At 35.6% G+C, this 26,042-nt stretch carries 21 protein-coding genes; 8 read left to right on the plus strand and 13 right to left on the minus strand.

Features of this window, described 5'->3' with window-relative positions; translation table 11 throughout:
• Positions 1–8: 8 nt before the first annotated feature.
• On the minus strand, positions 9–1,592 hold the full coding sequence (locus WFH39_RS08420; RefSeq protein ID WP_336689561.1) for a RagB/SusD family nutrient uptake outer membrane protein: 1,584 nt from the start codon (positions 1,590–1,592) through the stop codon (positions 9–11).
• 5 nt (positions 1,593–1,597) lie between these two features.
• A complete protein-coding gene (locus WFH39_RS08425) occupies positions 1,598–4,324 on the minus strand; it encodes a SusC/RagA family TonB-linked outer membrane protein (RefSeq protein ID WP_336689562.1) in 2,727 nt (908 codons plus the stop codon).
• Positions 4,325–4,657: 333 nt separating this feature from the next.
• Between WFH39_RS08425 and metG the strand changes: the two genes are divergently transcribed.
• Positions 4,658–6,694 (plus strand): methionine--tRNA ligase, encoded by a 2,037-nt coding sequence (gene metG, locus WFH39_RS08430; protein ID WP_336689563.1) that lies wholly within the window; start codon positions 4,658–4,660, stop codon positions 6,692–6,694.
• 243 nt (positions 6,695–6,937) lie between these two features.
• Here the strand turns inward: metG and WFH39_RS08435 are convergent, their stop codons facing one another.
• The 5 genes from WFH39_RS08435 to WFH39_RS08455 all read right to left on the minus strand — a co-directional run bounded on the left by WFH39_RS08435 (position 6,938) and on the right by WFH39_RS08455 (position 13,020).
• Complete coding sequence (locus tag WFH39_RS08435) at positions 6,938–7,642, minus strand: class I SAM-dependent methyltransferase (protein WP_336689564.1); 705 nt, start codon at positions 7,640–7,642, stop codon at positions 6,938–6,940.
• A 307-nt stretch (positions 7,643–7,949) separates the two neighbouring features.
• A complete protein-coding gene (locus WFH39_RS08440; RefSeq protein ID WP_336689565.1) occupies positions 7,950–9,542 on the minus strand; it encodes an MFS transporter in 1,593 nt (530 codons plus the stop codon).
• Positions 9,543–9,636: 94 nt separating this feature from the next.
• Positions 9,637–10,752 (minus strand): HlyD family secretion protein, encoded by a 1,116-nt coding sequence (locus WFH39_RS08445; RefSeq protein WP_336689566.1) that lies wholly within the window; start codon positions 10,750–10,752, stop codon positions 9,637–9,639.
• Positions 10,753–10,774: 22 nt separating this feature from the next.
• Complete coding sequence (locus tag WFH39_RS08450) at positions 10,775–12,085, minus strand: TolC family protein (protein ID WP_336689567.1); 1,311 nt, start codon at positions 12,083–12,085, stop codon at positions 10,775–10,777.
• Between the two features lie 89 nt (positions 12,086–12,174).
• The gene (locus WFH39_RS08455) at positions 12,175–13,020 is read right to left on the minus strand and encodes a helix-turn-helix domain-containing protein (RefSeq protein WP_076393421.1); all 846 of its coding nucleotides are present in this window, start codon (positions 13,018–13,020) and stop codon (positions 12,175–12,177) included.
• Positions 13,021–13,090: 70 nt separating this feature from the next.
• Here WFH39_RS08455 and WFH39_RS08460 point away from each other — a divergent pair, with 70 nt between their 5' ends.
• Entirely contained in the window at positions 13,091–13,564 is a 474-nt protein-coding gene (locus WFH39_RS08460; RefSeq protein ID WP_336689568.1) for an Mpo1 family 2-hydroxy fatty acid dioxygenase, read from the plus strand.
• 151 nt (positions 13,565–13,715) lie between these two features.
• Here the strand turns inward: WFH39_RS08460 and WFH39_RS08465 are convergent, their stop codons facing one another.
• Positions 13,716–14,783 carry a DUF2891 domain-containing protein gene (locus WFH39_RS08465; RefSeq protein ID WP_336689569.1) on the minus strand — a complete coding sequence of 356 codons (1,068 nt, stop codon included), beginning with the start codon at positions 14,781–14,783 and terminating at the stop codon, positions 13,716–13,718.
• A gap of 160 nt (positions 14,784–14,943) precedes the next feature.
• Between WFH39_RS08465 and WFH39_RS08470 the strand changes: the two genes are divergently transcribed.
• The gene (locus tag WFH39_RS08470; protein WP_336689570.1) at positions 14,944–15,816 is read left to right on the plus strand and encodes a DUF4349 domain-containing protein; all 873 of its coding nucleotides are present in this window, start codon (positions 14,944–14,946) and stop codon (positions 15,814–15,816) included.
• 184 nt (positions 15,817–16,000) lie between these two features.
• Here the strand turns inward: WFH39_RS08470 and WFH39_RS08475 are convergent, their stop codons facing one another.
• The 4 genes from WFH39_RS08475 to dnaA all read right to left on the minus strand — a co-directional run bounded on the left by WFH39_RS08475 (position 16,001) and on the right by dnaA (position 19,206).
• A complete protein-coding gene (locus tag WFH39_RS08475) occupies positions 16,001–16,699 on the minus strand; it encodes an SAM-dependent methyltransferase (protein ID WP_336689571.1) in 699 nt (232 codons plus the stop codon).
• A 4-nt stretch (positions 16,700–16,703) separates the two neighbouring features.
• Positions 16,704–17,204: a nuclear transport factor 2 family protein gene (locus WFH39_RS08480; protein WP_336689572.1), complete on the minus strand. Its 501-nt coding sequence runs from the start codon at positions 17,202–17,204 to the stop codon at positions 16,704–16,706.
• Between the two features lie 7 nt (positions 17,205–17,211).
• Complete coding sequence (locus WFH39_RS08485; RefSeq protein WP_336689573.1) at positions 17,212–17,655, minus strand: low molecular weight protein-tyrosine-phosphatase; 444 nt, start codon at positions 17,653–17,655, stop codon at positions 17,212–17,214.
• A gap of 96 nt (positions 17,656–17,751) precedes the next feature.
• Positions 17,752–19,206: a chromosomal replication initiator protein DnaA gene (gene dnaA, locus WFH39_RS08490; RefSeq protein ID WP_336689574.1), complete on the minus strand. Its 1,455-nt coding sequence runs from the start codon at positions 19,204–19,206 to the stop codon at positions 17,752–17,754.
• Positions 19,207–19,344: 138 nt separating this feature from the next.
• On the opposite strand from dnaA, the gene WFH39_RS08495 reads away from it, so the two are divergent.
• The 5 genes from WFH39_RS08495 (at position 19,345) to WFH39_RS08515 (ending at position 24,660) form a co-directional block, all read left to right on the plus strand.
• A complete protein-coding gene (locus tag WFH39_RS08495) occupies positions 19,345–19,755 on the plus strand; it encodes an acyl-CoA thioesterase (protein WP_235131169.1) in 411 nt (136 codons plus the stop codon).
• 112 nt (positions 19,756–19,867) lie between these two features.
• Complete coding sequence (gene pheA, locus WFH39_RS08500; RefSeq protein WP_336689575.1) at positions 19,868–20,716, plus strand: prephenate dehydratase; 849 nt, start codon at positions 19,868–19,870, stop codon at positions 20,714–20,716.
• A gap of 327 nt (positions 20,717–21,043) precedes the next feature.
• Positions 21,044–21,778, plus strand: a complete 735-nt coding sequence (locus WFH39_RS08505; protein WP_336689576.1) for a hypothetical protein — start codon at positions 21,044–21,046, stop codon at positions 21,776–21,778.
• Between the two features lie 113 nt (positions 21,779–21,891).
• Positions 21,892–24,102 carry a DUF2339 domain-containing protein gene (locus WFH39_RS08510; RefSeq protein ID WP_336689577.1) on the plus strand — a complete coding sequence of 737 codons (2,211 nt, stop codon included), beginning with the start codon at positions 21,892–21,894 and terminating at the stop codon, positions 24,100–24,102.
• Positions 24,103–24,219: 117 nt separating this feature from the next.
• Entirely contained in the window at positions 24,220–24,660 is a 441-nt protein-coding gene (locus WFH39_RS08515; RefSeq protein ID WP_336689578.1) for a hypothetical protein, read from the plus strand.
• Positions 24,661–24,710: 50 nt separating this feature from the next.
• Here WFH39_RS08515 and WFH39_RS08520 read toward each other — a convergent pair whose 3' ends face one another.
• Entirely contained in the window at positions 24,711–25,988 is a 1,278-nt protein-coding gene (locus WFH39_RS08520; protein ID WP_336689579.1) for a replication-associated recombination protein A, read from the minus strand.
• Positions 25,989–26,042 lie beyond the last annotated feature (54 nt).

A 26,042-nucleotide genomic window follows, 5' to 3' on the forward strand; every position in this document is an offset into this window, starting at 1 on the left:
TGTTTTTGTTAGTATCCAGGGTTTTGGATTAAATTAGGATTTGCGATAATATCTTTAGCCGGAATAGGATAAAGATTTCTAAAATCTTCTACCGCTTTACCATCTTTTACCCCACCTTTCCAAGGCCATAAATATGAAGCTGTCGTAAATTTACCGTATCTGATTAAGTCTGTTCTTCTGGTAAATTCCCAAGAAAGCTCTCTACCTCTTTCATCAAGTATATAATCTGTATTGATAGATCCTACAGTGCTTGCTCCTGCTCTGGTTCTAAGTGCATTAACATATCCAATTGCCGTAGTAAGATTTCCGCCAGAACCACCTCTTAATGTTGCTTCCGCATACATTAGATAAATATCTGCTAATCTAAAAACTGCAATATCTGAATCTACAAAGTTACCTGCATTATCAGATCCTGCAACACCACTACTAGTCACATTTTTATATTTAATAAAACCATATCCGTCTGTAAAGGTTCCCAGATCATTAATTTCCAGGTTTTGACCGTTTGTATAAAAATTACCTCTTTGATCGGAACTGTTACCAGCAAATAAATTTACGAAAGCCTTTGTAGTTCTAAGACCTCCCCAACCGCCATTGATTCCAAACTGTGAGGCAGGCATACTACCTCCTACTGCAGCATGTACCATATAAGTAGTTCCTCCATACGTTTGAATTCTCTGTCCGTCGAATGCAATAGGTAAAATTACTTCAGGATTATTTTTGTCATTATCCGCTAAAAATAAATCTCCGTATTTGGTTTTTAAAGAATATCCAGCCTGAATAACTTTATTACAGTAAGTAATGCAATCTGTATAATGATTTGATCCGTTATAAACTCCAGAATTTAAATATAATCTTGCTAACAAAGACCAAGCAGCCGCTTTATCAGCTCTGGCATATGCATTTGTTTTTGGATCTTTAAGCTGGCCTTCTACATCTTTTAATTCAGATTCTACAAAATTGAAAAGTTCTGCTCTTGTAATTCTTGGTGGTGGACTTACTGATCCAGGTAGGTAATCTTCTTTTACAAATGGAACATTACCAAATAAATCAAGTGCATGATAATATGATAATGCTCTAAGATAACGTACTTCAGCTCTCATATATTTTGCTTCCGTAAGATTAGCTCCCGTAATATTATTTGAAGCTAATTTTTCATCAGTAACATTTCTCAAAAATTCATTGCAAAATGCTATTTCTGTATAAATTCTATAATATAAAGCGCTTATAAATTCATTTTGTGAATCCCAAGTCATCTTATGAATTGTTTGTAACGTACCATCGTTCCAAGCAATAACAGCTTCATCTGTTGGTAGATTTTGCATCGTAAAAAGCTGTCTGGTATATTGAGAAAAGTTTCCATCAATACCATTAATATCGGCATTTCCTCCACCTGATTCCTGCCCTCCATTTGCAAATCCACCATATACTTTTGCAAGCGCATTAGGATAATTTGCAAAATCTTTGAATACACTTACAGAAGTTACATCGGTAATAGGTGATTGTTCAAGATCATTAACACAAGAAGTCGTAGTAAGTAGACCTAAAAGAACTACTGCTGTATTTATTTTATTAAATTTTATCTTTTTCATACTTATTAAAATTGAAAGTTAAGTCCCAATGAATATACTTTTGGCATCTGATAATAACCATTGTCTATCCCTCCAAAAATTTCAGGGTCTACACCAGAATATTTAGTGATTACAAAAACATTTTGTGCCATCCCATATACTCTTAAATTACTTCCTTTGTACATAAAATCTTTAAAATTGTATCCAATATTTACATTATCCAATCTGAAGAAGGAAGCATTCTCAATAAAAATATCTGAAAGGTATCTAGGTAAAGAGAATTTATAATCCGGAGTTGTAGAATATACATTTTGTAAGTAATCATTAGTTGCAGCAGACTGCAATGAACTGTTAGATGCAGCATTATTGTAAACATAATTTCCTAAAACAGCTCTCGCACTAAAACCAAAATCCCAATTATTATGTGTTAGTTTTGTATTAAATCCTAAAATGGCATCAGGTTGTGTTGATTTGTAGTAATACATATCTTTTGCGTTAACAATACCATCACCATTTCTGTCTACATACACACCATCTAAAGGTTTACCATTATTATCATAAACCTGCTGATATACATAAAAAGAGTATGGCTGATAACCTACAGCGTGTGCTTGAATGGTATTTCCAACCCCTCCTGTAATTCCACCTACTGCCAAATTAAAACTATCATCAGCACCATTTACCAGTTTTGTAATTTTTGAATCATAATGGGTTGCATTAAAAGAAAATTCCCAAGTTGTTTTCTCCGTTTTTACCGGAACAAAAGTTATTGAACCTTCAATACCCTTTGTCTCCATATTTCCAACATTCAGAATATTGTGATTACTTAAATCTCCTGCTGCGATAGGAGAATCCAAAATCAGATCTTCTGTTTTCTTCTGATATACATCAAAAGAACCATATATTCTATTTTTTACAAAGCCAAAATCTAAACCTAAGCTTTTTGTAGTTGTAGTTTCCCATTTTAAATTTGGATTATAAATATTAGGTCTGTACATGAAGTAATATTGATTCCCAAATTGATAAGATGCTCCACTTTGGCTAGGATTATATGCGGCATATGCAGGATATGTACCACCTGTGATTTCCTGATTACCAGTTTTACCCCATCCCGCTCTTAGTTTTAAATTAGAAATCGAAGAAATATTTTTTAAGAAACCTTCTTCATTAATTTTCCACGCTACAGAAACTCCCGGAAAAACACCCCAAAGATTGTCTGTTGATCCATTATAAAATCTTGAAGAACCATCCCTTCTCACAGAAGCCGAGATAATATACTTATTAGCAATAGTAAAAATTCCACGACCATAAAAAGAGACGAGCACTTTTCTGTCTTCATAGTTATTTCCTACTGTTGGAGGATTTGCACCAGTAAACGTTGGCGCAAAAGGCACATAATTTCTAAAATCCTGATAAGAATATCCACCAACAATATCCACATTAGTATCTATAGCGGTAATATTTTTAGTATAGCTCAGAAAAGTTTCCAATAAGCTGTTCTTTTTCTCCTGACTATATTCTCTGTAAGAGCCTTTATTAGCAAAACCTACCTTATATAATGGACTTACTGTAGTTGAGCCATTACTTTTGCTATAATCATATCCTGCATTTACATTAAAGTGCAAATCTGGTAGAAAATGTAACTTATAGTCAAGCTGAATATTTCCTAAACCTCTGACAACAGACGATATATCCCTTGTTGCTTCAAGTTTTGCTAAAGGATTTGGAGTTCCGTTTACATTCAAAGCACCATTTAACAACCATTCATAATAGCCTCCATAATTAGAATTGCCAGAATAAACAGGCTGAGTTGGGTCAAAATAAGTTGCATCTCCAATTATTCCTCCCGCAGGAAATTGATTATCTGTAAATGTCCCTTTTGCATTTACATTTACCGTCAAATGATTATCAAGGAATTTAGGATTTAAATTTATTCCTAATGATGTTCTTCTAAATGAATTTGTTCTTACAATACCATTTTGTTCATTGTAACCGACAGATAAACGATAAGGCAATCCCTTAATTCCTCCTGTAAGAGAAAGATTATTATCTGTCCCCCATCCTTGTCTGTATATCTGATCCTGCCAGTTTGTATTTGCATTACCTAATCTGGCTTTATAACTATTAGGAGCATAAGTATTGACAAAATTTCTGAAAGAATCTGCATCTAAAACGTCTACATTCCCCATCTTTTCAGATACAGAAGCAAGAGTTGAGAAGTTAATTTTTAATTTTCCTGCAGAACCTTGCTTTGTTGTAATTAAAATAACACCATTCGAAGCTCTGTTACCATAAATTGCAGTAGAAGACGCATCTTTTAAAATATCAAAGCTCTGAATATCATTTGGATTTATTAAGGATAAAGGATCAGAAGCCCCACTTATTCCAACAAAATCCTGTGGTACACCATCAATAACAATCAAAGGAGTATTATTACCTGTTAATGAGGAAATACCACGTACACGAATTGACGTTCCTGCACCTGGAGCTCCACTATTACTTGTAATTTGAACACCCGGCGTTTTGCCTTGGATAAGCTGTCCCGGAGAAGTGGCTCCTCCATTAAAATCTTTCGCTGTAACAGAAGTTATGGCTCCCGTAAGATCAGTTTTCTTCTGTTTACCATACCCAATTAAAACAACTTCTTCTATCTTTTTTTCTTTCGTAGCAGAGTCTTTCGTTTGAGCATGAATCATTGTACTTGCTAATAAAAATGCAGGTGCAATTTTTAATACCGTTGTAAAGTTTTTCACAATAATTTCTTTTATATAGTTTCGTTCTTGTTAAATAAGCATTGCTGCTCGTGTTGCAATTTATAAAAAAATTATAATTATCATAATTTTATTTAAAATTAACATAAATTTATGTATATTAAACGATCTTTTTAACTTAAATTACTAGATATCAAAATACTATACTAAAATATGCAACGCATAATATAGTTCCTAAATTCACAAAAAGTTAAACATTAGTTTAACTAAATATAATATTTCAACCCTCGTAAACACTCACTAGTCTTCAAAATCCGTAGAATATTCGATTTTCACGGATAATCATTATCTTTGTAGCTTAAAACTTTACTATAAATGTCAAACAGAAAGATGATTACGGCAGCTTTGCCTTATGCAAACGGACCGGTTCATATAGGACATTTAGCAGGTGTCTATATTCCTGCTGATGTATATGCGAGATTTCAGAGAAGATTAGGGAAAGATGTAGCGTTTATCTGCGGAAGCGATGAGCATGGAATTCCTATTACCATAAGAGCAAAAAAAGAAGGCGTAACGCCACAGGATATTGTAGACAAATACCACGAAATCATTAAAAAATCTTTTTCGGATTTGGGGATTTCTTTTGACGAATACTCCAGAACAACCTCTCCAAAACACTACGAAACAAGTCAGGACTTCTTTAAAGTGCTTTACGAAAAAGGAAAGTTTACCGAAGAGATGTCTGAGCAGTATTTCGACAAACAGGCAGGAGAATTTTTAGCAGACCGATATATTGTAGGAACCTGCCCGAATTGCGGTAACGAGAATGCTTACGGAGACCAGTGTGAAAAATGCGGTACTACCCTTTCACCCTCGGAACTGATTAATCCGAAATCCATGTTAAGCGGAAACGTTCCTATTCTGAAAGACACAAAAAACTGGTACTTACCATTAAATGAATATGAGGATTTCCTGAATGAATGGATTATTGAAGGTCATAAAGACGACTGGAAGCCGAATGTTTACGGACAGGTGAAATCATGGTTAAATGATGGGCTAAAACCTCGCGCCATGACCAGAGATCTGAACTGGGGTGTTCCGGTTCCGCTCCCGAATGCAGAAGGAAAGGTATTGTATGTTTGGTTCGATGCGCCCATCGGATATATCTCTTTCACGAAAGAATGGGCGGAGAAAAACGGAAAAAACTGGAAAGATTACTGGCAAAGCGAAGAAAGTGATTTGGTTCACTTCATCGGAAAGGATAATATTGTATTCCACTGCATTATTTTTCCGGCGATGATGAAGGCTCACGGAGATTATATCATGCCTAAAAATGTTCCTGCTTTTGAATTCCTTAATCTTGAGAATGATAAAATTTCCACCTCAAGAAACTGGGCGGTTTGGGCGCACGAATATGTGGAAGATTTCCCGGGACAACAGGACGTATTAAGATATGCCCTGCTTTCATCGGCTCCTGAAACAAAAGATAACAATTTTACGTGGAAGGATTTTCAAACGAAAAATAATTCTGAATTGGTTGGAATTTTCGGAAATTTCATCAACAGAGTTGCTGTGTTAATTCATAAATATTATGATGGGTTTGTTCCTCAAGGTGATGTAAACACTCCAGAGCTAAAAGAAATTAACAAATCAGCAAAAGAAATTTCAGGATTTTTAGAAAACTATGAATTCAGAAATTCTTTAACAGCTTTAATGAATTTGGCACGTTTCGGAAACCAGTATCTTCAGACAGAAGAGCCATGGAAAACAATAAAAGATAACCCTGAAAAAGCGGCACATTCTTTATTTGTAGGAGCTCAGATTGCAGTTGCTTTAGCGCAATTGTGTGAACCGTTTATGCCTTTCAGCTCTGAGAAATTATTGAATATGTTTAATGTTAAAAAATCTGATTGGAATACTATTGAAACTAAATCTGTTTTAATTGAAACAGGTCATAAAATCAACGAAGCATCTCTTCTTTTCTCAAAAATTGAAGATAATGTTATTGAAGCTCAAATCCAGAAATTGGAAGACACCAAGCAAAACAATAAAAAAACAAATCCTAACGCAAAACCTATGAAACAAGAAATCACTTTTGATGATTTTATGAAAATCGACTTAAGAACGGCCACTATTGTAGAAGCTGAAAAAGTTGAGAAAGCAGATAAATTACTGAAACTAACTGTTGATACAGGAGTGGACGTAAGAACCGTTGTTTCAGGGATTGCAGAGAGCTTCACGCCGGAAGAAGTTGTTGGAAAGCAGGTTATGATTTTATTGAATCTTGCCCCAAGAAAAATCAGAGGAATTGAATCTCAGGGAATGTTGCTTTTAACTACAAAACCGGACGGAAAATTATCTTTCGTAACGCCGGATGACAGCAATGTTGAAAACGGTATTGAGATCGGATAATCCGATATCGAGATAAAAAATAAATCCACATGAACTAAAAATCATGTGGATTTTTTATTTGTCATTGCGGGGAGCAAAGCGACGAAACAATCTTTTATTAATCTTAACAATATAAATAAATCTTAATGTTTCAAATTTTAACCATTAAGATTCTGTTAAGGCTTTAAGAAAAGTTAAGTCTGAATGTTATTTTTTAAGTTTGAGATTGCTTCGTCGCTTTGCTCTCACAATGACAAAAACTAATTATTTTTTAGTCAGTTTAGCTAAATAAGAATCCTCTTCCTGCAACACTTTTTCTATTTTAAAACCATTATTCTCGGCTGCATTTTTTAAGGTATTGAAATCCAGATACAGCCATTTTATCGGATCTTCAGATTCTCCTTTATAATGAACAATATAATCCAGTTCGCCGTAATATCCTTCCGCAGGAATATAAACTCCGCCATCCTCATCTTCGTCAAACATATACAGAATATCCGTACTGTCGATTAAAATTTGTCCGTTCGGATTCAGAAGCGAATGAAGTTTTTTAAGATAAATATCAATGACATGAAGACTTTGGAAAATTCCCGTTCCGTTCATCAATAGAATGATCGTTTCAAACGTTTCTCTGGAAAAATGAAGCATATTTTCAGCAACGGCTTTCTTTATTCCGCGCAATTGGCAGACTTCAATAGATTTCGGAGAAATATCCAATGCGGTAACATCCATATTTTTTTCATTCTGAAGATACAAAGCATGAGAACCTGCTCCTGCTCCAATGTCTAACGTTTTTCCTTTCGCAAGCTGCAGGGCTTTTTGCTCGATTGCATTCATTCCGTCAAAATCGCGGAACAGATATTTTACAGGAAGTTCATCCAGTTCGGAAATGGAAGTTTCGGTCTGCAGATCTTCAGGATTTTCGTTGTGATAAAAATCCCAAATGGCTTTCCCCATTAAATCTTTCATAGCTTAATATATTGATGCAAAGATAAGTTTTTTGAAATTTTTAAATGAACATCTGTTGTGAAAAACGTGCTTAACTACAAGTCTGTTTAAACTTTTATTTAACCGAAAAAGGTGCAAAAGATCTACTAATTTTTTATTTCAAGTTGATGAAAAAGGTCACAATAGTTTTTAAAAATCTTTGATTTTTATTCTTTTGAGCACTTTGATTATTCTGGAATTAGTTTAAACAAGTTTCATTCTAAAAACGCAAAGCCCCACTTTACAATTAAAATGGAGCTTTGACTCAGTAAATGAAAAACAAGGTTCTTTACATCGCAGGACCTGCTGCGTCTTTTATTTCTTCGGATAATCTTTTTCTTTCCAAAAGTCTTCTTCTGGCAATTACAGATTTTCCGCTTAACACTTTTATAAATCTTGTCGATACAAAACGCTCTCTTCCAAAATGATGCGTAAGAATATATCCTAAAATTCCGAAACCTGCAATAACGATATATCCGAAAATCTTTTTATTGGCAGCAATAATGGCATTGAGCTGAATACCTTTCAGATTGGCAGCCACACTTTGTGAACTCACCGTTAATCCATCCATATAAACCGCCAGATTCCCTAAACTTTCCACCTGAAAACGGTACTGAAACCATGAAAATACCGCCGAAAAGAAACCGATCGTAAGAAAAGTTCTCCAGACCAAAGCCAATCCGATGGCAGCCATCATATCATCAAGTTCAAGCTTATCCAGCGTGTAATACCAAACGGAAATAAAAAGTACCGTCATCCCAAAACCTTTCAGGAATAAAGGAAGATACCAGTTGTCATAATTAAACTCCAAAACCATAGAAAAATACATAATAATTGCATATCCCAACATCGCTGCAAATCCGGAAAAAATATACATTTTCACAGGTTTGTCTCTTTTAAACCAGATAATCGCCACAATTCCGGCAGCTACAATTCCGGGAATCATCAGAAGATTCAGCTTCGCATTGGTTAATTGGTCGTACCCCAAAACTCCCACGGCAAAAATATTCTGTAACGTTGCCGTTGCCATAAACATTCCCAGACAAAGAAGCATAAACAAACCATGAAGAACATTACTTTTTGAAAAAACCTTAAAAGATAAGTAAGGTCTTTTCAGATGCGTCTGTCTGGTCACCAAAAGCGCAAAACTTACAAAAGCGCCAATTGATGCATTGATGATATTTTTAGAATTCAGCCAGTCCTGCTGTTTTCCGAAAGCAAAAACATACGCCGAAAACAAAAATGTTGCCACAAAAAGCACAATACTCAGCCAGTCAATATAATGAAGCGGAACTTTCAGCGCAAAATATTGATCGTGCATAAAAATCCACTGCAAAACAGCCAGTCCGAAACACAAAATCGAAATCAGCACGAAAAACTGCTGCCAGTTATACAAAACAGAAACTTCTACGGCATAATATCCCGCAATCTGGTTCATAATCAGAATAAAAGAATAAAAAATACCGTAAAAAACACCACGGTTTCCGATCATTGCCATAACGGGTAAAAATAATTCGATCGCAACAATCATTTTAAAGAAACCGATCAGAAGAGAACTTCCTATGATTACAGAAGGCTGAAGTGTAGTTGCATTGATGTAATTTAAAATTCCCAAAAGAACCAGAACAACCGTAATTTTATCCCTGATCTTAAACCGCATTTTCAGTCTAAGAACAATCGGCATTGCCGCTCCCATCCCGATCGTGGAAGCATAATTCGCAAAAATATAATTTTCCGAAAGCGCACCGGTTCCGCCTACCATATAACTGATGTTTCCTGTGTAAACACCGCCCAAAGGCATTACGATTGCCAGTAAAAGAACGATCAGTAAAAGCTGAACAGGTTTCGGTACCCAATCCCGGTATAATCCTTTGTTGTACATATCTTAAAATTTGATTTGAAGGCTAATAGTCTGAAGACGGAAGATTTTACAAATACACTAACCTCGGTTGTCCTCATCCCTCTTTCTGCCCTTCTTATTTTTTAATCACAATATTCATATTCATTCCTGCACTCAGCTTTTCGATATCTTCTTCTTTATTGGAAGGCGTAAACTCAATTCTTACAGGAATTCTCTGCTGAACTTTAATGAAATTTCCGGTAGAATTATCCGTCGGAATATTAGAATATCTTGAACCTGTAGCCGCAGAAATTGCTGTAACCACTCCTTCAAATTGTTTTCCGCCCAATGCATCGGCTGTCATCATCATTTTTTCTCCTGTTTTTACATTCGGCATCTGACTTTCCAGAAAATTCGCAGTTACCCACTTTTGACCGTTCAAAACAATCGTCGCAACCTGTTGTCCCGGCTGAATCAACTGTCCTTCAGAAATCGTTCTTCTTCCCATCACTCCGTCATAAGGCGCGGTAATTACCGTGTACGAAAGATTAATTTTCGCCATGTCCAGCGCAGATTTTGTTCGTTTAATTTCCGCATCAATGATCCCGAATTTGCTTTTCACTTCCACAGTTGAAAGATTCGCCGACTGTTTCTGGTTGATTAAAGTCTGATACGCTGCTTTCTGTGCATCATACTCCGTTTTTACCTGATCGTACTGCTGTCTCGTCACCGCCTCGGAAGCCAGAAGATTTTTGTAACGGTTTAAATTCTGCTCTGCATTCCAGAGTCTTGCTTTTGCTCCGGCAATATTAGATTCCATTACGTTCACGTTATTGGAAACCGTATTCACCGATGAACTTGTTGCCGCTCTTTGCGCCAAAGCATTCTGATACGCAGCTTCCGCCTGTCCGATCTGGGTTAAAATTTCGCGGTCATCCAGTACAACAAGCGTATCTCCTTTTTTAACCTTTTGATGCTCAGTGAATTTTATTTCTTTGATGTAAGCTGAAACTCTTGTGTTGATAGGATTGATAAATTCCTCTACCTGAGCCGCTTCCGTATAAGTTTTATCACCGATGTGAAAATATTGGGCAATCAGCCAGTACAATCCAAAACCAATCACGGCAAAAACCACGATGTTGGAAATGACAGCTTTGATTCTGTTTTTCTTTCGTTCTTTCTTATTGGCTGCAGCTCCTGAACTGGCAGAAGCCTGAGTTGTATTTTGTGTATTTTGTTCCTTGTTTTCCATTTTGTTTTTCAAATTTTAAATATTAAAGTGTTCCGGTAGATTTTAAAAGATTATAATACTGATACAGCACATTGATTTCTCCATTCGCATAATCAAGCTCCGACTGTAATTTCTGGTTCTGCGCGTCGATCATTTCTGCCTGTACCGCCAACTGATTCAGATATTTAGCTTCCGTAATTTTATAGTTTTCTTCTGCTAATTTTTTAGCATCATTTAAAATTTCCGCCTGCTGAATAGATTCCTGATATTTGGTATATGCCGCATTTACAGCCATATCAATATTCTGCTGCGTTAAAGTCATCGCATCATTCGCCTGCGTTTTCTGCAGTTCTCCCAGCTTCACTTTTTCTTTGGTTTTAAAAAGATTATCAATATTGTAACTTAATGAAATCCCAGTTTGCCAACCACCGGAATACATATCCAAAACAGGATTTCTTGTAGTGATCGGTCTTTGTAAAGAATACCCTCCAAAACCTGAAATTGTAGGCATTCTGTCGGTTTTAATAATTTCAATATTTTTATCGGCAACATCAATATTTGTTTTCGCAGATTTCAGCAAAGGATTGCTATCATGAGCAAGATTTACATAATATTCGATCCCGATTCCCGATTCTTTGTTCTGCAAACTTTCTACAGGAACTATTTCCGTATCAGTGGGTAATCCTAAAGCAATACTTAAATTATAATTCAGAATTTTTTTATTGTTTTTTAACGTTAAAATACCCTGATCTAAATTTTTAATTGCCAGTTCACCACGAATGACCTCGTTTCTCGTCACCATTCCCTGCTGATAAAATTTCTGAATATTTTTCATTCTTTCCTGAGCCAGTTTTTTATTGTTCTGAAAAACTGCTTCCTGATTTAAAATTTTATAAATATCCAGATAATTTGAAATGACCAGAAGTTTCACGTCCTGTTTGTTCTTTTCCAGATCCAGTTTGGAAAGCTGCTCACGAAGTCCCGCCATTTCAATAGACTTGTTCACCAATCCACCTTTAAAAATAAGCTGGGTTGCCTGAACCGCATACGAACTTCCGTAGTGCGGCATCGGAACATTTGTGGAATTGGAGAAATCTTTGTCAATCGCAACGGCATCGCCTAAGTAGAACTGACTGGTAGAAGCCGTAATGTTCGGCAGTTTCTGTAGTTTTACCACTTCCGTATTCTGTCTGGCAATGTCGATATTCTGTGCCGAAACTTTCAGTTGCTGATGATTCTGCACCGCGAGTTCGGCAACTTCGTCTGCAGTGAGCTGTTTTATTTCCTGTGAAAAAAACAGCGCAGGAAATAAGGCTATCACGAGTGATAGCGCTGTTTTTATATTCTTAACCATTTTACCTTGTTTTACGGATACAAAGGTACGGCAGCAACAAACTCAAACAAATGTTTAAGAATTGGAAAAAGATGTTCAAATGTAAGATTTTAGTTTTCGAACTGATTTCTGTACTGGGAAGGACTTTCGCCCAGATGTTTTTTAAAAAAGTGCGAAAAAGAATAAGGATCACTAAACCCGAGAATACCGGAAATCTCCGAAACCGGCTTATTTGAAGAGTTCAGTAGCACTTTTGCTTCGTTCATCACAATCAGTGAAATAATCTGGCTTGCCGACTTTCCTGTGATGTCTTTCACCACCGCCGAAAGATGTCTGGTTGTAATCGACTGACGCTGCGCATAGAACTCCACGCTTCGCTCGTGGGTGTGATGTTGCGCGAGATCATTCAGGAAAATAAAAACAATTTCTTCCTGTCTGGACATCTGGCTCATGGAATTGCTGTCTTCCTTGGAAATAATTCCCGCCATCTGATAACAGAAAACGGAAAAAAGATGTTCAACAATTTCTTTCTTGTAGGTCATTTCTGTCTCAGAATCGAGAATGTATTTCAGGAAATTTACACTTTTCCAGACCACTTCCAATTCATCCGGCTCGAAAGGAACACCGATGTTCATCTGCTGTCTGAAATAACGGTACGTAATTAATCTGTTGAATTTCAAAGATAAAGCCGAAATAAATTCACGCTTGTACGAAACCATTCTCGATTGAAAATCATCGCTGATGGAGATCATTTCGTACACCGTCTGAGGATCTGTCACCATAAACATATTGGCAGAAAGCTCAAGATCGCGGAAGTGCTGTTTCAGCTTAATGCTTCCTGTTTTCACAAAGATAAACGCCGGATTATCAGGACGGAATGGTTTATCGACAGAAATTCTCTCGAAAATATTATGTTGCGTAAAGATTTCAACCCCGAATTTTTCTAAGACAGACATAGTACAAATGTAAGCAATCTCTTGAGCGATCACAAAAATTTATTATTTTAGTGTTTTCCAAATTAATGATATGAGAAAAATTGATTTACTGTTTGCAGAATACGCCGAAAGCCACAGAAACTCGACCAATAAGCTGATCCACTGGATCTGTGTTCCTTTAATTTTCTGGACAATTTTAGGTTTTATTTCTATCATTCCTTCAAAATCAATTGGCTTCAGGTATATCGGAGAAATAAGCTATGTGAGCTTTGCAGCCATTGCTTTGGTAACCATTTTTTATACCAGACTTTCTTTTTTAATCGGTCTGATCATGTTTTTTGTAATGATTTTAATGGAAAGTTTCGCTTATGGAATCAATATCCGTTTTGAAGAAAAATCATGGATGGTTTACCTCACTGTTTTTATAGTAACGTGGATTTTTCAGTTTGTAGGACACAAGATTGAAGGCAAAAAACCTTCTTTCCTGAAAGATTTACAGTTTCTCTTGGTAGGACCGATCTGGCTTTTGAGTTTTATTCTTAAAAAACTGGGAATCAGATATTAATCTTAATGAATGATGATTGATGATTGATGATTGATGATTGATGAATAGTGAATGATAATTGATGATCGATAACTGAAACGGATGATTGAAGATGGAAGTTGATTCTCAGACTATACAGCTTCCCTCTTCCGGCATCAAACTTCCAGCCTGATTAATCTTCCAGAGCATAAACGGCAAAACTTGCCAACCAATGATCTCCCCCGTAATTTCCCTGAAAAAGCAATGGCAATCCGTTGTTTAAAAATACATTGGCTGTTTTCTCAAATTTCTGTTTCAAAGGATGATTTAAAGGAAGCGATTTAGCGATTCCTTTCATACACCAAGCTTTTGAAAAAGATAAACCAACCAAATGAACCGTCTGATAATCTGAAAGATCACTCACCACCGGAATTTTTTCAATATTTTCCAGACTTCGCTTTTCATAGAAATTATTTAACCACACGACAAATTCTTTTTGGGGTAAAACACGTCGCATCAGATCTGCAATTTCCAGACTTGGCGAAAAGAAATCCGATCCGTCCGGCTCGAGATAAGCGGGCGTTTTGGTATTGTTCAGATAAAAATATTTTGCTTTTTCAATGAGTTGATTTTCAAAATCCTTATCTCCGGTCGCTCTTGCCCAATCGAGTGCAAAAACCATTGCAAAAGCGGTATTTGGATGAACTCCCGTTCTGTTAGGATAGGTTTGTTTAGGCAAAAAAGTCTTCCAAGAAGCTAGAATTTTATCAGTAAGAGGTTTCAGATTCTCATGCCATATTTTTGCTTTCGGATGATTCCATGTTGCCAGTTCTTCGTCTAATTTTAGCAACCATGCCCATCCGTACGTTCTTTCGAATGTTCCGGTTAGCTGATATTTGGTGAAATAATTGGCTTCAGTCTGTAGATTTTCTTTTTTAAATGAATTGTCGAGAATGTTTTCAATGTCTTTTGCCACGGAAAGACCGGGTTTTGTCTTCAGCAGCCGAAGCAGCATCCAGTGTCCGTGAACAGAACTGTGCCAGTCAAAACAGCCATAAAAACTGGGATGAAGATCTTTAGGACTTAAAGGAACTTCTTTTTCGTTATTGATGATATGCGCCGTTTTGTTCGGATACTCCTGATTGATGCAATGAAGCGGCTTTTCAGATAACCTCACTGCCATTTCATCAGTAAGTTTCGGAATTTCCTGACAAAACATCAGAAATGGTAAAAAAATTATGGCTAAAAGACTCTTTTTCATTCATTAAAAATATAAAATAAATTCAATCTTTCATTTGTGATCAGGCTAAAAATAGAAATTCATAAATTATCTTCAATTATTTTAAATATTCATTAGAAATTCATTCTTTAAAAAATAATTTTAAGCATGATTTTTGATGATGTTCCCGAAACTTTTATTCATGAAAAAATTACTTCTGCCTTTATTCTGTTTAATCCTTATCCATTGTAAAAAAAGTGAAGCCCACTCTTTAAATGCAAATTTGGTTAATGTTGCTGAGGAAGATAAATTGATTGCAATAGACTCTTCTGCTGTAGCATTAAAATCTCCCGTAGTCGATGCATCCATAAGGTTTCCATCAGAAAAGACGATAAGTGAACAGACCACTGCTATTTCCAAAAAAATCATCAAAAACGGCGATCTGAGAATTCAGGTCGGAGACATTAAAAAAGCTCAGGATCAGGCTTCTGTCATTGTAAAGAGTAATAAAGCTTACATTCAGAAAGAAGAATTTCAGAATAATGATACCCATGAAAATATCGATTTAACCATCAGAGTTCCTCATCAGAATTTTGATGCTTTGGTGAATTCCTTTTCAGATGGTGTAGGTTCAGTTTTGTCTAAAAATATCTCTTCTGATGATGTAACGGAAGAATATACTGATGTTTCCATCAAGCTTACCAATAAAAAAATTTATCTCGAGAAATACAGAGATATGCTGAAAAGTGCCAAAACAACGAAAGACATTTTGGAAATTCAGGAAAACATCCGTGAGCTGGAAGATGAAATTGATGTTTCGGAAGGCAGACTTCGTTTTATAGACGACCGCGTGAATTACAGCACTTTAAATCTGAGTTTATACAAAGAAAAAGTAAGAACTTCCGCCACTTCGAAGGTTGGTTTCGGAAGCCGTTTCGGAGATTCGGTAACGGAAGGCTGGAACAGTTTTGTGGCTTTTCTTTTAGGAGTTATTTCGCTTTGGACTTTCTTTCTGCTGATTCCTGTGGTTGTATTTCTTTGGAGAAAATGGATAAACAGGAAGAAAAGCAAATGATAAAGATGTTTTCAATATCAGATTATTACAATGACTTCGACAAGCTCAGTCTGACACCGCTAAAAAATAAAAGTTAGTATTAGAGATGTCATGATAAACCCAAAGTTTATTCTGAGCTTGACGAAAACATCTTTTTTATATAAGCAATCTGCAAAAAATCTGCGGGAGATTGTAAAAACCTTCTCTATTTTCCCAAAACAAACACCGCCGGAATTTTATGGAGTTCCGGTTTTTGCTTCTGCCACTCTTTTATGGTTTTGGTTTTAATAAATTCCTGTTCAGGATCGTTGATATTGGCTGCGATGCACAATTTTGTGTTTAGTGATAAAAATTTCGTAAGATCTTCAAAAAGTGCGTTATTTCTGTAAGGGGTTTCCATAAAAATCTGCGAATATCCTGTCTTCTGAACCAGACTTTCGAGTTGAAGAATCTGCTTTTTCTTTTCACTTTTATCAATCGGAAGATAGCCGTTGAAGGTGAATTCCTGTCCGTTAAAGCCACTGGAAATTAGTGCTAAAATAATCGATGAAGGCCCTGAAATCGGGATAACACGGATGTTTTTCTCATGACACCATTTCACCATCAGATTTCCCGGATCTGCAATGCACGGAAGTCCCGCTTCAGAAAGCAAGCCAAAATCCTGACCTTTTAACATCAGTTGCTGCGCTTCTTTAATATCTGCGTTTTCTGTGTATTTATCCAGCAAAAAAAGTTTCAGCTCCGACTGTTTTTTTTCGGGAGCGAAAAATTTAACCACTTTTCTGGCGGTTTTTTCATTTTCCACGAAGAAGTAATCGGTCTGCATGATATACTCTTTAATTACTGGTGAAAAATGCGTGATAGAGGTATTTTCCGAAAGATAAGCAGGAAGTAAAAAAAGCATGATTTTATTTTTTTATTCTTTCTTTTAAAGAAGGTTGTGGGTAATATTTTGTAAGATCCATGGAAAAAGAAACGGAAGTAATTTTCCATTTTCCGTCGGTTTTCATTAAAGTCCAGATTTCTTTACCCCAGTTCAGCATTTTACCGTCATGCCAGAAACTGTAATCGAAATTAGCGGAAGCAATCGATCCGTCCTGAATAATTTTTACGTTGTCGAATTTTTCTTCCGATTTATTGTCCTTAAAACTTTTAATGAAGGCTTTATAATTATCTGTAAAATAAATTTTTTCTTCGGGATATTCTGTCACAACTTTTTTGTAAGTACGATCTGTATACACTCCAGTCCAGAGAACCGGATCCTGAAAAAGCGAGACAAATTTTGCTTCATCTCTGGTTTTAATGCAGTTCATAAAATCATCCATCATGGTACGGATGGCGATTTCATCTTTTGTCTGAGCGAAAGCAAAACTGCTATAAAAAAGAAAAAGAATTAAAAATTTTTTCATATTTGTTTTAAATTTTATTTAGTATAGCATCACAACCACGATCTAAAAGCTGATAGACCTCTTCAAATTCATTCAGATCTACCCAATACGGATCGGGAACTTCAGCATTTTCATGATCGCCTAAAACCTCAAGAAATAAAGATACTTTCCGTCGCTGTTCTTCATTTTTAGCTTTGGAAATAACATCAGCCAAAACATCCACATCCATGCAGTAGATTTTATCAAATTTTTCAAAATCCGACAGTGTTATCGGTCTTGATTTCTGTTTTGAAATATCAATTCCGTGGTTTGAAGCGGTTTTAATGGCTCTTTTGTCGGGATGATTTCCTTCGTGCATAGAAATAGTTCCGGCAGAATCTATTACAAAATTTTCAGGAGCTTTTGCTTTCATGATCCCTTCTGCTAAAGGACTTCTGCAAATATTTCCCAGACAAACCATTAATATTTTCATCTCAGTCTCAGGTTTTAATGTTTCAGGTAACAAAACTAAATAAAAAATGAAGAATAAAATTATTCTCCATTTTCTTTATTTAAATTAAATTATTTTTTACTGTTTAATTCTTTCTCCCAACTCCTTCACATACTTTTTAACCTCTTTGTCGATCTTGGAAACATCTTTAATGGTATCACAAGCGTACATTACTGTAGAGTGGTCTTTTCCGCCCATTTCTTCCCCGATTTTGGTAAAGGTAGCATTGGTTAACTCTTTAGAAAAATACATCGCCAATTGTCTTGGAAGCGCAATTTCTCTTTTTCTAGTTTTGGATAAAAGCTGCTCTTTTTTGATCCCGAAATAATCGCAAACCACTTCCTGAATATAAGGAATATTGATGACCTTTTTCTGGTTGGATGCAATTTTATTAATGGTATCCTTCAGTAAAGTTAAGCTAAGATCCTGCTTATAAATGGTAGAGTATGCAATAACCGAATTGATGATTCCGATAAGCTCTCTTACGTTTGTTTTTGCTTCCGCAGCAAGGAAATCCAGCATATCATCCGGAAGAATGATGCCGTCTCTGCTTAGTTTATCGATGATGATCTGTTTTCTTGTTGAAATATCCGGAGATTTGATCTCTGCGGAAAGTCCCCATTTGAATCGGGAAACAATCCTGTCCTGAATATCCAGAATATCTGCAGGAGCTTTATCTGAAGTAAGGATGATCTGTTTTCCGTTCTGATGCAAATGATCGAAAATATGGAAGAAACTGTCCTGTGTTGCAGATTTTCCGGAAAGAAACTGAATATCATCAATGATTAAAACATCAACCATCTGGTAGAAATTCGCAAACTCGGTCTGCTTATGTGCTTTTGCCGCCGAAATAAACTGCTGAATGAATTTTTCGGAAGACAGATATAAAACGACTTTATCCGGAAACTGATTTTTTACTTCCAGTCCTACAGCCTGTCCTAAGTGTGTTTTGCCCACACCATAACCTCCGTATAAAAATAATGGGTTAAAAGCTGTTGCTCCCGGTCTTTTAGCGATAGATCTTGCAACCGTAGCTGCAAATTTGTTGCTCTCTCCTTCTACATAATTATCGAAAGAGAAGTCAGATTTTAAGTTGGAATCAATATTTACCTTTCTGATTCCCGGAACCACAAACGGATTCACGATATTGGCAGAAAATCCCTGAGGCATAGTTTCCTGCACTTTCGGAGTCGGTACAGATTTACCTTTTATATTCATGGTAACGGGTCTTTCCAAACCGGCAGGTTTGTTTTCCATTACAGAATACCATAATTTCACTCCTTTTCCTATATTTTTCTTCAGGGCAGCAGAAAGCAGGGACAGGTAATTGTCCTCAATATATTCCTTGTAAAAATCACTCGGAACCATAAGCGTAAGATTATTCTCAACCAATGAAATTGGCTGAACCTTATCGAATAGCAAATCGAAAGATTTTTCAAGTTTTTTAAGATCAGAATTATCTTCAGCTGCGTTGAGATTATCGCGCATGAACTGAAGGCACTTCTGCCATATCATCATTAAATTTTCATCCATAATTGATGCCCCGATTAATTCTTAGTTGTTAGTAATTTTTGGAAGGACGACAAAGGTCTAATTTTTTTATTTTAAAAAAAAATATTGTGGATATTGATTATTTAAAAATATATTTGTATGTATATAAAGAAGCTTAAAATGATACACACAAAACACTCATTAAGAGTGCGTTACGGAGAAACAGACCCCATGAAATACGTTTATTACGGCAACTATGCAGAGTATCTGGAAATTGGCAGAGTGGAGCTTTTCCGGAGCATAGGAATGTCGTATAATGAGATTGAAAATCAAGGAATTTGGCTGCCTGTTTCCGAGTATAAAATTAAGTATTTACGGCCTGCTTTTTATGACGAAAAATTAGAAATTCATACCTATGTAAAAAAAATTCCGGGAGTGAGAATTGAATTTGAATATGAAATTTTCAACGAAGAAAATATAAAGATTACAGAAGCTTCCACTACCCTTTTCTTTCTGGATGCCAAAACCAATAAAGTTGTAAAATGTCCGGATTATCTTTTGAAACTGATTGAAGAAAACTGGAAGGAATAATTTTAATAAAAACATAGAACAAAACATTAGTTTACAAAGCTATTTTTAGAATACAGGTTTTAGCGGAGTTTTATAAATTTCGCTATATTTAAATAATAATAACAGAGATATAATGAAGATCGCATTTTTGGGACCGCAGGCAAGTTTTACCCAGCTTGCTGCTACCCAGCTTTTTCCCAATGAAGAACTTTTACCACACGCCAATATTTTAGACTGTTTTACTGCTGTTGAAAACGGAGAAGTTGATAAAGCCGTTGTTCCTCTGGAAAATTCCATTGAAGGGACGGTTTCCATGACGCTGGATTATCTTTATAAAACGCCTTTTATAGCAGTAGAAGCCGAAGCAGTAATGCCCATCACACATCATCTTATGATACACCCAAACTGTGATGAAGGAAATATTGAAAAAATATATTCTCATCCGCAGGCTTTAGCACAAAGCTTTCATTTTCTGGATTCGAAGTTCAAAAATGTTCCTAAACAGGATTTTTCTTCTACCGCAGCAGCAGCAAAACACGTTTCTGAAAACATGAACAGGAATCTGGCGGCTGTGGCTAATCAGTTTGCGGCAAATTTGTACGGGTTGAAGATTATCCATCGAAATATTCAGGATTTTGAGCAGAATCATACAAGATTCATTATCATTTCGAAAAAACACACTGCTTACAGTAATGAGAATCTGGAAGTTTTGGGAGAAAAATCCGGTCTGCTGATCACCCTGCCTGAAGATCATGCGGGAGGACTTCATCAGGTCCTGTCGGTTTTTGCATGGCGAAAGATGAACCTCAGCAAAATAGAATCCAGAACCCTGAAAACAGGACTCGGAAATTATTTTTTCTTCATCAATGTAGCCGGAAGCTGGGAATCGGCACTTTATCAAAATGCACTTGAAGAATTAAAAGCTCTGAATGTAGAAGTAGATTTTCTCGGAAGCTATAAAGAATTTTTTCTAAAAAGCTAATTAATAATTATTTACAAACACATATACCAATCAACATATTTCATCTCAAAGAGATTTATTTAGTTATTTTCTTGGTTTTAAAAATAAAAAAAACTATTTTTACTTAGTTGTTATCTGCAAGCTATTGATTAATAGAAATTTTCAAGTATTTAGAAGGCAAAACAATCACCACTTAATTAACATAATTTATATATGATTAAATTTTTATGATAATTTTTCAATAATTATTGAAAAATTATCATAAATAAAACCTTCATTGCATGATATTTGATATAGCTAGAACAACTGACTGAGAATAAAACCATTAACTAATTTAAATTTTGTAGCATGAAAACTAAAATTTGTAGCTTACTTTTGGCTATGATGTCAGCCTCAACTTTTGCTCAAAGTGGATGGGTTGGCATTAACACTCCAAACCCACAAGCAAATCTCGACATTAATGGAACAATGAAAATCAGGCAAACTCCTGCAGCTTCAACTATTTCGGGATACCAGATGCTTGCTGTTAACCAAAACACCGGTGGAGACTCACAGGTTGTACAGATCGCACCACAGGTTATTGCAGATTATGTATTGACTTCGGGAACAAACACTTCTGTTTATTCTGCGAAAAAATCATCAGGTATTACTTTGATTAGTATCGGAATTTTACCAAATGGCTTCAAACCGGTTAACTTTTTAACCGCTGAAAGAACTACAGGTACTGCGTCTTTGTTCTCTGATTCTGACAATACGTATACAGTACCTTCTACAGGTGTTTATGCAATCGGATTTAGTTTCAGGTATGGTACAGGTATTCAATCCGGAGTTCTTACGACAACGCCAAGCATTGCCATTTTAAGAAACCGAGCAGGAACTTCTACCATCATCGACACGAGTGATTTCAGCGGAGTCAATCTTGGTTTGGTTAGTTTAACAATCTCTGAAGGAAGTATTAATTCATTATATTCTCTTCAGGCAGGAGATAAAATATCTTTCGGTCTTACCAACAACTCTGTACTGGATTTGGGATTACTCGGTTCAAGCACAGGCTCTTTCTATATTTACAAAGTATCTAATTAATTTTTATAGTTCAAATATTACTTTTAGATTAATCCGCCATAATTTGCTTATTGGCGGATTAATTATTTGCTATTAAGTTTATTATTATATTTGATACTCCCAAAAGAACAAAGATGATTTATGCAATTGTTATTTTCCTCATTCTGTTTATATTCATCATTTATAATAATCTGAGCAGTAAGATCAGCAGATTAGAACAAAAGGTTTCGGAACTGAGTTCAAAACTGAATTCTGAAATACCGGAAAGTAAAGAAGAAAAAGAATGGCAGAAAATTCCGCACCCGGCAGAACATGAAGTTCTTCCACAGGAAGAGAAAAATATTCAGCAAGAAATTATTCCTGAAAAAGAAGGAAAAGACTGGATGAATATTATCTTCGAATTTCTGAAACAGAATGCTTTAACCATTATCGGGATTTTCACTTTGGTTTTGGGAATCGGTTATTTTGTAAAGTATGCCATTGATAAAAACTGGATCGGAGAAACCCCAAGAGTAGGAATCGGATTCTTTCTGGGAGCAGTCATTATTTTACTTGGTCATTTTTTAAGGAAAAACTATTCAGTCTTTTCTTCCATTATTACAGGAGGCGGGATTGCCGTTTTGTATTTTACGGTTACTATTGCTTTTCGGGAATATCATTTGTTTTCGCAAAACATTGCTTTTTCTGTTATCTGCCTGATTACTTTACTATGCATCGCACTCTCCTATTATTATAAAAGTGAAATTCTGATTATTTTCTCTTTATTCGGAGGTTTTTTAGCACCATTGATGGTTAGTTCCGGACACAGCAACTATCCGTTTTTGTTTACTTACATTACGGTTCTGAATCTGGGAATGCTCGCCATCGCCTTTCTTAAAAACTGGAAAAGTATCGGATGGATTGCGTTCATATTCACATATGTTTATCTTTTGTACTGGACTTTTGAAACTACGCAGCTTACAAGCATTTATTTCTATAGTTCAGGATACATCATATTCTATTCTTTTGCCTTAAAAAATTATTTCCGGAAAGAAGCAATGTCTTCACCGGATATTCTGATGCTTGTTTTAATTAATTTTACCAACATCATCGGACTGGTTTATATTTTTAATCAGCTTGGCTATGAACCTGTCATTATTTTTCCGCTGATTTTTGCTTTGGTGAATTCATTTTTGCTTTTCAGAGAATATTCTCAAAAGAATTTTGGAATTAACTACTCTGTTTTTGCAGCTATTACAGTGAGTCTTTTAACATTAGCCGTTGCATTGCAGTTCAAAACCCATCTCATTACGAGTGTCTGGGCAATTGAAGCAACGCTCCTTTTATATATCTGGAAGAAAACCGGCCTGCCGATTTTCAGAAAATGTTTCTATGTTCTTTTTCCTTTGGTAATTGCTGCACAAGTAATTACCTGGACAGAATATATTGATGCCAAAAATCTGAATATTATTTTCAATCCTGTGTTTTTAACAAGCTTGGTAACTTTGATAACAACATTTTTCAGTTTATTTTTACTGAGAAAACATCCCGATCACGATGAAAAATTCAATACTTTTCTTGAATATTTATTTTCGATATTAAGCTACGGTGTTATCTATTTCGCTATTCTGTTGGAAATCATGTATCATATTTCCTCACAACCGTGGATTGTAATTTTCAGTGTCGGAATCATTTTTACACTTTATTATATTTTCGCAATTCTTTTGTTCAGGAAAAAACTGGACATTCCTCAAGCTTCAGCAACCCAATTTATTTATCTGTTTTGTGTATTGATTATTATTGATACTGCTGTTTCCGGAACAGGAATTGTTTCTAATTATTTGTTGGGTAAAATATCACCTGGTTTTTACGGGCTTTATCTTTTATATTGGATTCCTTTTATATATACCATTCTCCAGATCCTGCCCAAATCTCATTTCTTCAAAATAAAACTATCGTACTGGCTGATTTCTGTTACCTTTATAACTGCACTCAGCTTTGAACTGTACAACATTTATATATTACTGAATGCTGAAAACATTTCCGGCATGAAAGTTTTAAGCAAACATTTTGGGCTTTTATATCTTTCAATGATCTGGGCTGTGCTTTCATCCGTATTAATTTATAAAGGGCTAAAAAATAATATTCCGGAATACAGCAAGATTGGCTTTGCATTAATAGCAGTCACCATACTGAAGCTTTATCTGTACGATGTATGGGAAATGGACAATATATCAAGAATCATTGCATTTATTATACTGGGAATCATTTTATTACTAAGTTCATTCCTGTTTCAGAGACTCAAAAAAATCATTAAAAATTTAGTGGAAAACAAAGAAGAAAAGCCGGAAACTGAGAATTTATAATATCGTAAAAGCTTTTATTGATAAACGATTGTTAAAATATTATGAATTTTTATTTACATTATATAAAAAATACCTATATTTATCACGTTTTTAATAGTCATTTATTCCGGAAACATTATGAAAAAAATTCTCTACTCTTTTTTATTATTATCTTCTGCTACGCTGTTTGCTCAGAAGAATACAACTACAAAATTTGCAGTGGCAAATGATATTGTAGGAACGGTAGATATGTTTAATACTCATTACAAAGGTTCTGTACAAAGCTCAAAAGCATACAAATCTGCAGCAGAACTTCCTCAGAATTTAAAAAAATTCGATTATATTGCTGATAACGGATTGGTAGAATATAAACTGAAAAGCAATCAGGGCGTAATCGACAGAATGCCTGTAAACGAACTGAACGCACAGTACGGACTTCCTGCAGATACACCGGTACTTATTGACGGATACGAGTTTACCAATACAAAAACTATGGTATACGGAGACATCATCAATAACGCGCAGGTTGTTACCAGCAACGGTAAGAAAATGGTATCTGTAACGACTTCTAAAAAGTAATTTCTCAGATCATATTTAAACAGAAGGATGCCCAATTTGAGCATCCTTTTTCAGTATTTATTATTCCATTTTTTCTTTAATTCTTCGTAAATCTTCTTTTCAGTGGCATTGTTTCCCGGTTCGTACAATTTTACCTCTTTAATTTCTTCCGGCAGAAAACTCTGATCTACAAAGTTGCCTTCATACGAATGCGCGTATTTGTATTCTTTCCCATAGTCCAGATCTTTCATGAGTTTTGTAGGTGCATTTCTTAAGTGCAAAGGAACAGGAAGATTTCCCGTTTTTTTAACCAATGCCAAAGCTTCATTAATCGCCATGTACGTTGAATTGCTTTTTGGCGAAACCGCAAGATAAACCGCCGTTTCACTCAGGATAATTCTTGCTTCAGGATTTCCGATCACGTTCACCGCCTGAAAACAGTTGTTGGCAATCACCAATGCATTCGGATTGGCAAGACCGATATCTTCGGAAGCTAAAATCAGCATTCTTCTTGCAATAAATTTAATATCTTCTCCTCCTGCAATCATTCTTGCCAGCCAATACACCGCACCGTTCGGATCGCTTCCGCGCATGGATTTAATGAAAGCCGAAATTATATCATAATGCTGTTCTCCGTTCTTATCATAAAGTGCCATCGTTTCCTGCAAAACTTCAAGGACATCTTCATTTTTAATTTCTGATTTTTTGGAATTTTTATATTGATTTAAAACCAACTCCACAGAATTAATCAGCTTTCTTGCATCACCACCGGAATATTGAATAAAAGCTTCTTTCTCAATGATTTTGAAAGATGTTTTTTCATCCTGATTGTACCGTTCCGAAGCCGTATCAATCAGTTCTTCCAGCTTTTCATAGCTCAATGCCTTTAAAACATAGACCTGACTTCTTGAAAGCAAAGCCGAAACCACTTCAAAGCTCGGGTTTTCGGTTGTCGCACCAATCAGAACAATCCAGCCTTTTTCTACGGCATGCAGAAGAGAATCCTGCTGAGATTTGTTAAAACGGTGAATTTCATCAATAAACAAAATCGGCGATTTTCCGGAAAAGAGATTCTGTTTTTTGGCATCTTCAATTACATCTCTTACATCTTTCACTCCCGAAGAAACGGCAGAAAGCTTATAAAATTTCCTTCCCGACTTTTCGGAAATAATTTCCGCCAGAGTGGTTTTTCCGGTTCCGGGAGGTCCCCAGAAAATCAGAGAATTCAGGGAATTGTTTTCCAGCATTTTCCGGATCGTCCCCTTTTCTCCGGTTAAATGTTCCTGCCCGAGAACATCATCCAGTGTTTTGGGTCTTAATTTTTCAGCTAATGGAATATTTTGGTTCAAAATTTCAGATTTAAAAAGTAAAATATTAATGTAAATCATCGGAACAATCATCAT

Source organism: Chryseobacterium sp. MMO-72, from assembly GCF_037146035.1.
Lineage (GTDB): Bacteria > Bacteroidota > Bacteroidia > Flavobacteriales > Weeksellaceae > Chryseobacterium > Chryseobacterium indicum.

Coding starts and splice junctions, on each gene's coding strand:
- WFH39_RS08420 (WP_336689561.1), bottom strand. CDS start 1,592: ATGAAAAAGATAAAATTTAATAAAATAAATACAGCAGTAGTTCTTTTA.
- metG (WP_336689563.1), top strand. CDS start 4,658: ATGTCAAACAGAAAGATGATTACGGCAGCTTTGCCTTATGCAAACGGA.
- WFH39_RS08435 (WP_336689564.1), bottom strand. CDS start 7,642: ATGAAAGATTTAATGGGGAAAGCCATTTGGGATTTTTATCACAACGAA.
- WFH39_RS08440 (WP_336689565.1), bottom strand. CDS start 9,542: ATGTACAACAAAGGATTATACCGGGATTGGGTACCGAAACCTGTTCAG.
- WFH39_RS08445 (WP_336689566.1), bottom strand. CDS start 10,752: ATGGAAAACAAGGAACAAAATACACAAAATACAACTCAGGCTTCTGCC.
- WFH39_RS08450 (WP_336689567.1), bottom strand. CDS start 12,085: ATGGTTAAGAATATAAAAACAGCGCTATCACTCGTGATAGCCTTATTT.
- WFH39_RS08455 (WP_076393421.1), bottom strand. CDS start 13,020: ATGTCTGTCTTAGAAAAATTCGGGGTTGAAATCTTTACGCAACATAAT.
- WFH39_RS08460 (WP_336689568.1), top strand. CDS start 13,091: ATGAGAAAAATTGATTTACTGTTTGCAGAATACGCCGAAAGCCACAGA.
- WFH39_RS08465 (WP_336689569.1), bottom strand. CDS start 14,783: ATGAAAAAGAGTCTTTTAGCCATAATTTTTTTACCATTTCTGATGTTT.
- WFH39_RS08470 (WP_336689570.1), top strand. CDS start 14,944: ATGAAAAAATTACTTCTGCCTTTATTCTGTTTAATCCTTATCCATTGT.
- WFH39_RS08475 (WP_336689571.1), bottom strand. CDS start 16,699: ATGCTTTTTTTACTTCCTGCTTATCTTTCGGAAAATACCTCTATCACG.
- WFH39_RS08480 (WP_336689572.1), bottom strand. CDS start 17,204: ATGAAAAAATTTTTAATTCTTTTTCTTTTTTATAGCAGTTTTGCTTTC.
- WFH39_RS08485 (WP_336689573.1), bottom strand. CDS start 17,655: ATGAAAATATTAATGGTTTGTCTGGGAAATATTTGCAGAAGTCCTTTA.
- dnaA (WP_336689574.1), bottom strand. CDS start 19,206: ATGGATGAAAATTTAATGATGATATGGCAGAAGTGCCTTCAGTTCATG.
- WFH39_RS08495 (WP_235131169.1), top strand. CDS start 19,345: ATGATACACACAAAACACTCATTAAGAGTGCGTTACGGAGAAACAGAC.
- pheA (WP_336689575.1), top strand. CDS start 19,868: ATGAAGATCGCATTTTTGGGACCGCAGGCAAGTTTTACCCAGCTTGCT.
- WFH39_RS08505 (WP_336689576.1), top strand. CDS start 21,044: ATGAAAACTAAAATTTGTAGCTTACTTTTGGCTATGATGTCAGCCTCA.
- WFH39_RS08510 (WP_336689577.1), top strand. CDS start 21,892: ATGATTTATGCAATTGTTATTTTCCTCATTCTGTTTATATTCATCATT.
- WFH39_RS08515 (WP_336689578.1), top strand. CDS start 24,220: ATGAAAAAAATTCTCTACTCTTTTTTATTATTATCTTCTGCTACGCTG.